The 13163-nt window shown below is 67.8% G+C and carries 9 protein-coding genes and 2 riboswitches; of the genes, 8 read left to right on the plus strand and 1 reads right to left on the minus strand.

Annotated elements, in window-relative coordinates; translation table 11 throughout:
- Positions 1-11 precede the first annotated feature (11 nt).
- Complete coding sequence (locus AC1RCO_RS02430; protein WP_011061932.1) at positions 12-200, minus strand: CbtB domain-containing protein; 189 nt, start codon at positions 198-200, stop codon at positions 12-14.
- 96 nt (positions 201-296) lie between these two features.
- A riboswitch (cobalamin riboswitch) is annotated at positions 297-522 on the minus strand.
- 141 nt (positions 523-663) lie between these two features.
- Positions 664-875: riboswitch (cobalamin riboswitch) on the plus strand.
- A 98-nt stretch (positions 876-973) separates the two neighbouring features.
- Here AC1RCO_RS02430 and cobW point away from each other — a divergent pair.
- From cobW to AC1RCO_RS02470, 8 genes are all read left to right on the plus strand, one after another.
- Positions 974-2044 (plus strand): cobalamin biosynthesis protein CobW, encoded by a 1071-nt coding sequence (gene cobW / locus AC1RCO_RS02435; protein ID WP_011061931.1) that lies wholly within the window; start codon positions 974-976, stop codon positions 2042-2044.
- 3 nt (positions 2045-2047) lie between these two features.
- Positions 2048-5821, plus strand: coding sequence for a cobaltochelatase subunit CobN (cobN, locus tag AC1RCO_RS02440; RefSeq protein ID WP_207239387.1), 3774 nt, complete (start codon positions 2048-2050; stop codon positions 5819-5821).
- 127 nt (positions 5822-5948) lie between these two features.
- On the plus strand, positions 5949-6956 hold the full coding sequence (locus tag AC1RCO_RS02445; RefSeq protein WP_041752348.1) for a magnesium chelatase ATPase subunit I: 1008 nt from the start codon (positions 5949-5951) through the stop codon (positions 6954-6956).
- A 53-nt stretch (positions 6957-7009) separates the two neighbouring features.
- Positions 7010-7606, plus strand: coding sequence for a vWA domain-containing protein (locus AC1RCO_RS02450; RefSeq protein ID WP_026020114.1), 597 nt, complete (start codon positions 7010-7012; stop codon positions 7604-7606).
- Positions 7607-7788: 182 nt separating this feature from the next.
- Complete coding sequence (locus tag AC1RCO_RS02455; RefSeq protein ID WP_207239385.1) at positions 7789-9435, plus strand: phospholipase D-like domain-containing protein; 1647 nt, start codon at positions 7789-7791, stop codon at positions 9433-9435.
- Between the two features lie 84 nt (positions 9436-9519).
- Positions 9520-10422 (plus strand): LysR family transcriptional regulator, encoded by a 903-nt coding sequence (locus tag AC1RCO_RS02460; protein WP_011061926.1) that lies wholly within the window; start codon positions 9520-9522, stop codon positions 10420-10422.
- Between the two features lie 161 nt (positions 10423-10583).
- Positions 10584-11696, plus strand: coding sequence for a tartrate dehydrogenase (locus tag AC1RCO_RS02465; RefSeq protein ID WP_011061925.1), 1113 nt, complete (start codon positions 10584-10586; stop codon positions 11694-11696).
- Positions 11697-11700: 4 nt separating this feature from the next.
- Positions 11701-13149: an aldehyde dehydrogenase family protein gene (locus AC1RCO_RS02470; RefSeq protein ID WP_207239383.1), complete on the plus strand. Its 1449-nt coding sequence runs from the start codon at positions 11701-11703 to the stop codon at positions 13147-13149.
- The last annotated feature ends 14 nt before the right edge of the window (positions 13150-13163 follow it).

Raw genomic sequence — 13163 nt, forward strand, 5'->3', positions numbered from 1 at the left:
GTCGGCAGGTCTCAATGGCAAGGGAAGGCGGCGCTGTGGCGGGTGTCGTGAGCCGCGTTGTGCACCGCCTCGATGTGGGAGAAGCCGGCGAAGTACACCAGGCACGCGCCGAGGATCGAGGCGCCGATGGCGGCCACCAGGCGCTGGCTCAGGGTGGAGGTCGTGCTGGCGGAGTGGCTGGTGCTGCTGATGATCGACATGGCGCTTCCCTCTGGAGTGTCAGCGGGGTAGAGGCGCAGGAAAACCCCGCGTGATGGCCACGCAGGGTTTGCAACAGCGCCCGCCCACCGCGGGTTGTTATGTAAGTGTTGCGGGCCGGTCTCCGGGCTTGCGAGGGGCAGGGCTGTGTCATGCCGTGCCGGCAAGTGTCGCCTTCCCATGCCTTGGCACAGTGGATCTGACACTTCGCTCGCTTACCGTTGCGGGGGCAGCACCGGACTGGCCACGGCTTTTTAGTTAAGCACGTGATTCACCGGTTTCCCGTTTCACCCTGTAAAGGGCACCCGTAACAAGGTGTGTAGGAGATCATGGGCGGGGCAGGGGCGTCAATTGCCGTGACCGCTGCGCAGGTGTGCGCCGCGCTCGTGCAAGGTTCAATGGCCCTTTCGCCGGCAAGCCGGCTGCTACGGGCGCATTGTCGATTGACCGTCCCCCTGGCTCTGCGTAGCCTTGCGCTTTCGAGGTTCTTCGGCCATGGGTCGAAGCTAAGAAGGGAACGCGGTCGATGCCGCGGCTGCCCCCGCAACTGTGAAGGGTTCGATTGCTGCAAGGCCACTGCATGGGTGTCGACGACGCCGGTGGGAAGGCGCAGCAATCGCCGGTCCGACGACTGGCAAGCCCTCAGCCAGGAGACCTGCCTCGATCCAAGATTCTCACTACAACCGGGCGGGGTGATCCGGTGGCGAAATCTCCGCGCGCCCGGCGTTGCGGTTCTCGTCCCGTTTGCCCGCCTCCTTTTGCCAAAGGGCATCCGATGAAAACACTGGCCAAACTTCCCGTCACCATCGTCACCGGCTTCCTCGGCTCGGGCAAAACCACCCTGTTGCGGCACATGCTGGACAATGCCCAGGGCCGGCGCATTGCGGTGATCGTCAACGAATTCGGCGAGCTGGGCATCGACGGCGAAATTCTCAAGCAATGCGCCATCGGCTGCACCGAGGAAGAGGCCAGCGGCCGAGTCTACGAGCTGGCCAACGGTTGCCTGTGCTGCACCGTGCAGGAGGAGTTCTTCCCGGTGATGCGCGAACTGGTGGCGCGCCGTGGCGACCTGGACCACATCCTCATCGAGACCTCCGGCCTGGCGCTGCCCAAGCCTCTGGTCCAGGCCTTCCAGTGGCCGGAAATCCGCAGTGCCTGCACCGTCGATGCGGTGATCACCGTGGTCGACAGCCCGGCCGTGGCCGCCGGCACCTTCGCCGCCTTCCCCGATCAAGTGGACGCCCAGCGCAAGCTCGACCCCAACCTGGACCACGAATCGCCGCTGCATGAGCTGTTCGCCGACCAGCTGTCCAGCGCCGACCTGGTGATCCTCAACAAGACCGACCTGATCAGCCCCGAAGACCTGGCCAAGGTGCGCCTGGAAGTGGCCGAGGAGCTGCCGCCGGCGGTCAAGGTCATCGAAGCCAGCAGCGGTCGCCTGCCCCTGGATGTGCTGCTGGGCCTGGGTGCCGGTTCCGAGGAACACATCGACGGCCGCCACAGCCACCACGACCATCACCATGACGGCGATGACGATCACGACGACCACGATCACGACGCCTTCGATTCCATCTCCATCGAGCTGCCCCAGGCCGACGAAAGCCTGCTGCTGGACGCCCTGACCCAACTGGTGGTCAAGCACGGCATCCTGCGGGTCAAGGGTTTCGCCGCCATCCCCAACAAGCCGATGCGCCTGCTGATCCAGGGCGTGGGCACGCGCTTCGACAAGCACTTCGACCGCAAGTGGGGCGCCGACGAGGCCCGTACCACGCGCCTGGTGCTGATCGGCCAGGAACTGGACGCCGCCCAGCTCGAAGCGCAACTGCGCGCCGCACTCAGCGTCTAAGCCATGCACCTGCTCAGGACCCAGCCCGGCGGTTTCGTGTCGGATGACAACATTGCCGACCTGGGACAAACCCCCGCCGAGCTGGTGATCCTGTGCAGCGGCGATTCCAGCCTGGCGCTGCTGGCGGACGCCGCCGAGCAATTGCCCGAGGACTACCCGAGCTTTCGCCTGGCCAATCCGATGCAGGTGCAGAACCACGCCTCGGTGGACCTGTATGTGGACCAGGTGCTGCGCCACGCCAAGGTCATCCTGATTTCCCTGCACGGTGGCATCGCTTACTGGCGCTACGGCGTCGAGCAGTTGGTGGAGCTGTCCAGGCGCGGGGTGCAGTTGATCCTGGTGCCGGGGGACGACCGCCCGGACCCGGAACTCAGCGACTTGAGCACGGTGGCTGCCGGCGAACGCGACCGCCTGTGGCAGTTCCTGCGCCAGGGCGGGCGTGACAACGCGCTGAATTTCTACCGCTGCCTGGCCAGCGGCCTGTTGGGGCGCGACTACCCCTGGAGCGAACCGCAGGCCCTGCCACGCACGGCGATCTACCACCCGCACAAAAGCCAGGCTGCCCTCAGTGACTGGCAGGCCGACTGGCAGCCGGGGCAAGCCGTGGCGGCGCTGCTGTTCTACCGCTCCCACCTGCAGGCGGCCAACACCGGCTTTATCGACCTGTTTTGCCAGCGCTTGCTGGCGGCGGGCCTCAACCCCTTGCCGATAGCGGTGGCCAGCCTCAAGGAACCGGGCTGCCTGAGCCAGGTGGAAGACTGGCTGGATGAAACCGCGGCCGGGGTGATCCTCAATACCACCGGCTTTGCCCAGTCCAGCCCCGAAGCCCCGCACCTGCGGCCGTTCCGCCGCAATATCCCGGTGATCCAGGCGATCTGCGCCCAGGACAACGAACCGGGCTGGCGTGACAGCGAGCAGGGCCTGGGGCCGCGGGACCTGGCCATGCACATCGCCTTGCCGGAACTGGACGGGCGCATCATCAGCCGGCCCATCAGCTTCAAGGACCTGGCCTGGCGCAGCGAGCGCAGCCAGTCGGACGTGGTCTGCTATCGCGGCCAGCCCGAACGCATGGATTTCGTCGCCGAACTGGCCCGGCGCTGGGTCGAACTGGGGCGCCTGGACAACGGCCACAAGCGCGTGGCCCTGGTACTGGCCAACTACCCGACCCGGGACGGGCGCATCGGCAACGGCGTGGGGCTGGACACCCCGGCGGCGGCGCTGAACATCCTCAAGGCACTGCACGCCGAAGGCTATCCGCTGCCGGCCGAACTGCCGGCCAGCGGCACCGAGTTGATCCAGCAGTTGCTGGGTGGGGTCAGCAACGACCTGGACAGCCTCGACCAGCGCCCCTGCCAGCAAAGCCTGGCCATGGCCGACTACCTGACGCTGTTCCAGGCCCTGCCCGAAGCCAACCGCCAAGCGGTGCTGGCGCGCTGGGGCACGCCGCAGCAAGACCCGATGTGCCGCGGCGGGCGGATGATGATCGCCGGCCTGCGCTTTGGCCTGACCTTCGTCGGTATCCAGCCGGCCCGGGGTTACCAGGTGGACCCCAGCGCGGTCTACCACGACCCGGACCTGGTGCCGCCCCATGGCTACCTGGCGTTCTACTTCTGGCTGCGCCAGGCCTACGGCGCCCACGCGCTGATCCATGTCGGCAAGCACGGCAACCTGGAATGGCTGCCGGGCAAGGGCGTGGGCCTTTCCGAGCAATGCTGGCCGGATGCGCTGCTGGGGCCGTTGCCGAACATCTACCCGTTCATCGTCAACGACCCGGGGGAGGGCGCCCAGGCCAAGCGCCGCACCCAGGCGGTGATCATCGATCACCTGATGCCGCCCCTGACCCGTGCCGAGACCTATGGCCCGCTGCGCAACCTGGAACTGCTGGCGGACGAATACTACGAAGCCCAGTTGCTGGACCCGCGCCGGGCCCGGGAGCTGCAGCGGGACATCCTCAAGCTGGTGCGCGAGACCCATATCGACCGCGAGCTGCAACTGGGCGAACAGCTCGACAGCGACGCCGACGCCGCGCTCTGGCTGCCGCGCCTGGACACCTACCTGTGCGACCTCAAGGAATCGCAGATCCGCGATGGCCTGCACCTGTTCGGCGAGTCCCCCGAGGGGCGCTTGCGCATCGACACCCTGCTGGCCCTGCTGCGCATTCCCCGGGGCGACGGCAAGGGCGCCCATGCCAGCCTGCTGCGGGCCCTGGCCAAGGCTTTCGGCCTGGGCTTCGACCCCCTGGACTGTGCCTTGGCCGAGCCCTGGACCGGGCGCCGGCCGCAGCCGTTGCGGCAGCTCAGCGAGGCGCTGTGGCGCACCGCCGGTGACGTTCGCGAGCGCCTGGAGCTCTACGCCGCCGGGTTGATCGTAGCGGCGCTGCAAGGGCCCGTCCCACAGCTGGACGAACCCGGCTGGGAGCCGGTGCAGAGCATCATCGACGGCCTGCGCGAGGTGGTCGCGCCGCGTCTGGACGCCTGCGGCCCGGCGGAAATGCGCGGCCTGCTGGACGCCCTGAACGGGCGTTTCGTCCCTGCCGGCCCCAGCGGCGCCCCCAGCCGTGGCCGCCTCGATGTGCTGCCCACCGGACGCAACTTCTACTCGGTGGACGTGCGCAACCTGCCCACCACCACCGCCTGGCGCATCGGTTTCCAGTCGGCCAACCTGATCCTCGAACGCCACTTGCAGGATCACGGCGACCACCTGCTGCAATTGGGCCTGTCGGTCTGGGGCACCGCCACCATGCGCACCGGTGGCGACGACATCGCCCAGGCCATGGCCCTGATGGGTGTGCGCCCGGTGTGGGCCACCGGCAGCCAGCGGGTCGACGATTTCGAGATCCTGCCCCTGAGCCTGCTGGACCGGCCGCGGGTCGACGTGACCCTGCGGGTGTCCGGGTTCTTCCGTGACGCCTTCGCCAACCTGATCCGCCTGTTCGACGCAGCGGTGCAAGCGGTGGCGGCCCTCGATGAGCCCGAGGACATGAACCCGCTGGCGGCCAGGGTCCGCGCCGAGCGCGAGGCCTTGATCGCCTCGGGCCTGGAGCAGGATGCGGCCGCGCGCCAGGCCGGCTGGCGGATTTTCGGTGCCAAGCCGGGAGCCTATGGCGCCGGGGTCCAGGGCGCCATCGACGGCCGCTTGTGGCAGAGCCGCGAGGACCTGGCCGAGGTCTACCTGAACTGGGGCGGCTACGCCTATGGGGGCAGCGACGAAGGCACCGCCGCCCGCGAGCAGTTCGCCACCCGCCTGGGGCAGGTGCAGGCGGTGCTGCAGAATCAGGACAACCGCGAGCACGATCTGCTGGACTCCAACGACTACTACCAGTTCCAGGGCGGCATGCTGGCGGCGGTGGAAAGCCTCAGCGGCAACCAGGCCGCCAGCTATCACGGCGACCACAGCCAGCCGGACCTGCCGAAGATCCGCACCCTCAAGGAAGAACTGAATCGGGTGATCCGCTCCCGGGCGGCCAATCCGAAGTGGATCGAAGGGGTCAAGCGCCACGGCTACAAGGGCGCCTTCGAAATGGCCGCGACCCTGGACAACCTGTTCGCCTTCGACGCCACCACCGAGCTGATCGACGATCACCAGTACGCCTTGCTGGCCGATGCCTATCTGCTCGATGGCTCGACCCGCGAGTTCGTCCGCCAGCATAATCCCCACGCCCTGCGCGACATGACCGAGCGCCTGCTGGAAGCTCAGCAGCGTGGCCTGTGGCAAGAGCCCGGCGATTATCGTGAAGCCCTGGAACACCTGCTGCTGGATATAGAAGAAGATTCCTGATGCGGCGAGTGCTGCGCACTCGATCGCCAGCAAGCTCGCTCCTACAGGGCTGGCATTGCCGTTGTAGGAGCGAGCTTGCTCGCCAAAGCGTCCTGCGGGATACCCCCGACCCAAGCGAGACCCACACATGAGCGACACCCCACATTTCCCGCTGTCCGCCGTGGTCGGCGCCGAAGCACTGAAACTGGCCCTGTGCCTGACCGCCATCGACCCGAAGATCGGCGGCGTGCTGATCGAAGGCCCACGGGGCATGGCCAAGTCGACCCTGGCCCGGGGCCTGGCGGACCTGTTGGCCAGCGGGCAGTTCGTCACCTTGCCCCTGGGCGCCACCGAAGAGCGCCTGGTGGGCACCCTGGACCTGGACGCCGCCCTGGGCCAGGGCCGGGCGCAATTTTCTCCGGGGGTACTGGCCAAGGCCGACGGCGGCGTGCTCTACGTCGATGAAGTCAACCTGCTGCCTGACCACTTGGTGGACCTGCTGCTGGACGTGGCCGCCAGCGGCACCAACCTGATCGAGCGCGACGGTATTTCCCACCGCCATTCGGCGAAGTTCGTGCTGATCGGCACCATGAACCCGGAGGAGGGCGAACTGCGTCCGCAACTGCTGGACCGTTTTGGCCTCAACGTCGCCCTCAGCGGCCAGCCCGCGCCCCAGGAGCGGGGGCAGATCATCCGCCGCCGCCTGGATTTCGACAGCGATCCCCAGGGCTTCTGCGCCCAGTGGGCCGAACCCCAGGCGGCATTGCGCGAGCGCTGCCAACAGGCGCGGGCCGCCCTGGCCAGCATCCCGCTGGACGACCAGGCCCTGGCGCTGATTACCGAGCGCTGCTTTGCTGCTGCCGTGGACGGCCTGCGCGCCGACCTGGTCTGGCTGCGCGCGGCCCGCGCCCATGCCGCCTGGCGTGGCGCCCCGGCGATTGCCGAGGAGGATATCGACGCCGTGGCCGAGTTCGCCTTGCGCCACCGGCGGCGGGAGACACCGCCCAGCGCGCCACAGTCCGGGCAAAGCCCCCAGGCACCGGCGCCAGCCAACGCCAACCCCAGCGAAGGCCAGGGCCAATGGGGCGAAATGCCGGCCCAGGCCCTGCCCACCGGCGCCCGTCGTGAAGTGCCCAGCTGGCCAAAAAAGCCCTAGGCATCCGCCCCCGCACTGACCGGGGGGCGGATGCCAAGCCCCGGGCGGGGCACCTGGATCACGGCCGGCAAGGCAAAAGCCGCGAGGCCAGCGCCGGTTCGGTCAACTGGCCCGGCACCTTGCTCAAAGGCCGTCCACGGTTGCGTGCAGACCTGCTGTTTCGCTTGCGCAGCCGCTCGCCCCATGAGCTGTGGCTGGTGATAGTCGACGCGTCGGCCTCGACCCGCCGGCACAGCGCCCTGAGCGATGCCAAGGGCCTGCTGGCGCAACTGTTCGACGACGCCTACCGCCAGCGTGCACGCCTGGCCCTGCTCACTGCCAGCGGCCGTGCGCCGAGCTGGCAGGTCCAGGGCCTGAAGGCCTCCAGGGACCTGCGGCACTGGCTCGACGGCCTGGGTGCCGGCGGCGGCACGCCCTTGCCCCAAGCCCTGAACGAAGCGGCCCAGTGGCTGGAACAACGCCAACGGCGCCTGCCGGCGGAGCAGCAGCGCGTGCTGCTGATCACCGATGGCCGGCTGAAGAACCTGCCACCGCCCAGGCCCCTGAACTGCCCGACCTTGCTGCTCGACATCGAACGAGGCCCGATCCGCCTGGGCCGCGCCCGCGAACTGGCGACTCTCCTCAACGCTGTTTACCAGCATATCGACTGACTACCTCCCCGACACACCGCACATCCCCCGTAGGAGCTGGCTTGCCAGCGAAAGCGTCCGGCCTGGCGGTGCAAGTCTTCAAGGGCCTCTTCGCCGGCAAGCCGGCTCCTACAGGGATTTGCCTTGGCATGCCGGGGCGGGAAGCGGCTACGCTTTGCGCTGTCTTTCACAGGAGTGACTTCATGCGGGTACTGGTGCGTAACGACAAGGACGATTTCCGGGTCAAGGCCTATGCCGGAACCAACGGGGTGCTGCTGGCCATGGACCTGGATGCGTCGCGGCGCCAGGGCCTGTTGGGTTTTGCCATCGAAAAACAGACCGGCAGCAAGCCCTGGCTGTTTCTGTTCAACAGCCTGACCTTCCCCGGCAAGGCCCATACCTTCCCCCAATACAACGCCACCCCCAGCGATCAGGCGCCCCTGCAGAAATTCCGCTGGGCCGACTACGCGGTCAACCCCGGCGCCACCCTCAACTACCGGGTGCACCTGGCCTATGGCAGCCCGGACGCGCCGCAACTGGGCGAGTCCCTGCAGTTGAGCATCACCGCCGACAACGGCCAGCCTCCCGGCCAGCGGGTGATCTTCAACCGTGCGGTGGCTGCCAGCCAGGCGTTCTCGCGCAAGTTTCCCGAGCTCGATGCGTTGCTCAGCGCCAACAAGAACCTGCCCATCGAAAAGTGGCCGGACGCGCCCCGCCAGTGGCTGGAAAACGGCCTGCTGGAGGCGCTGCTGGGGTTCATTCAGCGCGCCACGGACGCCAGCTGGAGCCTGGACATCGCCATCTACGAGTACCAGTTGCAGGCGATCATCGATGCCGTCAACGCGGCTTTCGACCGCGGCGTACAGGTGCGGGTGCTGTACCACGCCGCCCCCGGCGATGCCGACACCACGATGAACCAGGCCAGCCTGCAGCACCTGCCCGAGGCCAATAAGCGCGGGCGGGTGACCCACGCGATCTTCCACGACAAGTTCATCGTCCTCGGCCGCCTCGACGCCGCCGGCCAGCGCCAGCCGCAATCGGTGCTGTGCGGCAGCACCAACTTCACCGCCAATGGTGTCTACCGTCAGGCCAACGTGTTGCACAGCCTCGACCACGTGGACATCGCCACGCGCTACCTGGAGGTGTTCGAGCAGGTCTGGGCGACGCCGGCGGATGTCGGCGCCACGCGCACCTGGCTGACCCGGAACAACCCGATGCAGCCGCAGGCGCCGCTGTTCGCCGGGTTTTCCCCGCGCAGCGGCCAGGGCGACCTCGCGGAGTTCGTCGATATCATCAACGGCGCCCGCCGCGACCTGCTGTTCGTCACCGCCTTCGCCTTGCCCGACAGCATTCTCGATGCCTTGCTCGGCCAGCCCCGCGACGATGTGTTGCGCTACGGCCTGCAGAACACCGCCAGCCGCATCACCGGTTTTCACGCCGACCGCACGGCCGAGTTCGCCGCCACCGCCTTGCTCAACAATGGCCTGGAGGGCTGGCTCAAGGAGGGGCTCAAAGGCCAGAAGGGCAACCTGCTGGTGCACACCAAGGCCATCGTCACCGACTTCACCAGCGAGGCGCCGGTGATCATCAGCGGCAGTCACAACCTCAGCGTCGGCGCGAGCCAGAGCAATGACGAGAACTTCCTGATCATCCGCGGCGACATCGACCTGGCGGACCGCTACGGCCTGGAGCTGCTGCGGTTCTACGAACACTACCGCTTTCGCTACTTCGCCAGGCAACTGGCCCTCAAGCAGGTCCAGCCCCTGGCGGTGGACGACAGCTGGAGCAACGCCTACTACCTGGAAGGGGATCTGCGCCAGCTGTCGCGGCTGCGTTTTTCCGGGCGCTGACCGGGGCTGCGAGCAGCCGCCACAAGGTTGGACAGGGCGCGCCCGACTGGGTAGTTTTCACGGACCGCGCACAAGGACCCTGCCATGGCCCCGGACCTGACCTCCATCGAGCTGTTTCTCAAGGCCCTGACCCTGGGCAACCTGTCCCGGGCCGCCGAGCAGTCGCACCTGTCGCTGTCCGCCGCCAGCCGGCGCCTGTCGCTCCTGGAGCAGCATTTCAAGGTGGCGCTGCTGACCCGCACCTCCACCGGGGTATTGCCGACGGCGGCGGGGCAGGCCCTGGCCGAGCACGCGCGAAGCCTGCTGCGGGCGGTGGATGTGATGCACGCCGACCTGGCCGACTTCGCCAAGGGCGCCACCGGCCGGGTCAGCCTGTACGCCAACAGTTCGGCCATGAGCCAGGAACTGCCCCGGCAATTGACCCAGTGGAGCGACCTGCACCCGGGCATTCGCGTGGACATCCGCGAGGAGCGCAGCCGCGAGATCCTCCTGGCGGTGCGTGACGGCGTGGCCGATGTGGGCATCGTCACCACCCGGCCACGGGGCCAGGACCTGCATTTCATCCCTTATTGCCGCGACCGGTTGTGCCTGATCGTGCCCCAGGACCACCCGTTCAAGATGAGCCACGCGCGCTTTCAGGACCTGTTGGGCTATGACTTCGTCGGCCTGGAGGACAACGCCGCGATCACTCCCCTGATCAGCGAGGCGGCCGCGGCGGTGAGCATGCCCTTGCGCCTGCGGGTGCAGGTGCGCAGCTTCGAGGCCGTGTGCCGGCTGATCGCCGCAGGGCAGGGCGTGGGGGTGCTGCCCCAGGGGGCGGTGCAGATCTTTCGCAAGGAGATGGCCTTGCGTTTTATCGAAATCGACGACCCCTGGGCCGACCGCCAGATGTACCTCTGCCGGCGCCAGGAACAGCCGTCCCTGGCCAGCCGCGAGCTGTTCGACTACCTGGCCGGTTGCGAGCAGGCTGCGGCAGCCGCGGGCTAGCCGCCGGTCATAGCAGGACTCTTCCCGCGTGCCTTCGAATTTTGCGAAGGCGGTTTCCGTAATGAGCAATTCCCACCGGCCCCGCGCTGTGGCCAGAATGGGCTCGCCCGTGCGCTTGACCTGCCTCCATAACAACAACACGTCAGACCAGGAGAGACGGCTTGTCCAGGATCAATCCCGCTGTAAAACCTCCCCATCGCATTGCGGTGATCGCCGGTGACGGCATCGGCCGCGAAGTGGTCCCCGAAGGCCTGCGTGTGCTGGAAGCCGTTAGCCGGCGCTTCGGCATCGCCTTGCAATTCGATCATTTCAACTGGTGCAGCGAGCACTACCAGGCCCATGGCAGCATGATGCCCGACGACTGGGCGCAGCAGATCGGTGGCCACGAGGCGATCTTCTTCGGCGCCGTGGGCGCGCCGGACATCGTGCCCGACCATATTGCGGTCTGGGATTCGCTGCTGAAGATCCGCCGCCAGTTCGACCAGTACGTGAACATCCGCCCGGTGCGGCTGATGCCCGGGGTGCCGTGCCCGCTGGCCGGCCGGGCGCCCGGGGACATCGATTTCATCGTGGTGCGGGAAAACACCGAGGGCGAGTATTCCAGCGTCGGCGGGCGCATGTGGGAGGGCACCCCGCGGGAGATTGCCCTGCAGGAGTCGGTGTTTTCCCGCCATGGTGTGGACCGGGTGGTGAACTACGCCTTCGAACTCGCCAGCCGCCGGCCCCGGCGCAACCTGGTGGCGGCCACCAAGTCCAACGGCATCGCCATCACCATGCCGTTCTGGGACGAACGGGTGGAGGCGCTGGCCCAGGCCTACCCTCAGGTCGCGACCCGCAAGTTCCACATCGACATTCTCTGCGCGCACTTCGTCCAGCACCCGGACTGGTTCGACGTGGTGGTGGCCTCCAACCTGTTCGGCGACATCCTCTCCGACCTGGGCCCGGCTTGCACCGGCACCATCGGCATTGCGCCCTCGGCCAACCTCAACCCGGAGCGCCTGTACCCCTCGCTGTTCGAGCCGGTGCATGGTTCGGCGCCGGATATCGCCGGTCTCGGCGTGGCCAATCCGATCGGCCAGATCTGGTCGGCGGCCCTGATGATCGAACACCTGGGGCAGGGCGACGAACTTTACCAGCGAGCCGCGGCGGCGATTGTCGAAAGCATCGAGACGGTGCTCGCCGAAGGGCCGCGCACCCGGGAAATGGGCGGCAATGCCAGTACCGTGGAAGTGGGGCGGGCGATTGCCGAGTGTCTGGCTGGAAACAGGAGCTGAGCTGATGAGTCTGGAACACTACATCGACAACCAATGGCAAGCCTCGTCCTGGGCCGAGGACATTCCGGTGCAGGACCCCAGCACCGGCATCAGCTACGCGCGGATCGCCCGGGGCACTGCCGACGATATCGACCTGGCGGTGCAGGCCGCGCAACGGGCCCTGGGGGACAATTTCGACGGCCCCTGGGGCAGCCTCTCGGCCCTGGAGCGCGGGCGTCTGCTGGCGCGCCTGAGTCATGCAGTGCTGGAGCACCACGAAGAGCTGGCGCAGATCGAAGCCCGGGACACCGGCAAGGCACTCAAGGTGGCCCGCGCCGACGCTACCGCCCTGGCGCGCTATTTCGAGTACTACGCCGGGGCCGCCGACAAGCTCCACGGCGAGACCTTGCCCTATCAGGCCGGCTACACCGTGCTCACGGTGCGCGAGCCCCATGGCGTTACCGGGCACATCATTCCCTGGAACTACCCGATGCAGATCTTCGGCCGCAGCGTCGGCGCCGCCCTGGCGGCGGGCAATGCCTGCGTGGTCAAGCCCGCCGAGGACGCCAGCCTGTCGCTGCTGCGGCTGGCGGAGCTGGCGGCCCAGGTCGGCTTCCCGGCGGGCAGCCTGAATGTGGTCAGCGGCTATGGCCACGAAGCCGGTGCCGCGTTGTGCGCCCATCCTGGCGTCGCGCATATCTCGTTCACCGGTTCCACCGGCACCGGCGCCCTGGTGGCCAAGGCGGCGGCCGAACGGCATTGCCCGGTAACCCTGGAGCTGGGCGGCAAGTCGCCGCAGATCGTCTTCGCCGATGCCGATGTGGAGCGGGCGCTGCCCGTGCTGATCAACGCCATCGTGCAAAACTGCGGCCAGACCTGTTCCGCCGGCAGCCGCCTGCTGGTGCAGCGCAGCCTGTATGAACCGCTGCTGGAACGCCTGGCCCAGTGCTTTGGCCAACTGCGCGCCGGGCCCTCGGAGCTGGACCTGGACATGGGCCCGCTGATCAACCAGAAACAGCTGCGCCAGGTCCGGGAGTTCGTCCGCGAGGCCGAGGCCGCCGGTATCCCGGTGGCGGCGCGTGGGCAGGTGGTGGCCGAGGCCGGCAGCGGCGGCTACTTCCACGAAGCGGTGCTGTTTCGCGATGTGCCGCCAGACAGTCGCCTGGCCCGGGAGGAAGTGTTCGGCCCGGTGCTGGCGGTGATGCCCTTCGAGGACGAGGTCGAGGCCATTGGCCTGGCCAACGACAGCGCTTTCGGCCTGGTGGCCGGGGTCTGGACCCGGGACGGTGCGCGTCAGTTGCGCATGGCTCACAAGCTGCGCTGTGGCCAGGTGTTCATCAACAACTACGGCGCCGGTGGCGGCGTCGAACTGCCCTTTGGCGGGGTCAAGGCCAGCGGTTATGGCCGGGAGAAGGGCTTCGAGGCGCTGCTGGGTTTTACCGCCTTGAAGACCATCGCCATTCGTCACGACTGAGGGCCGCCACTACG

The organism is Pseudomonas sp. GW823-FHT03E05, assembly GCF_058796855.1.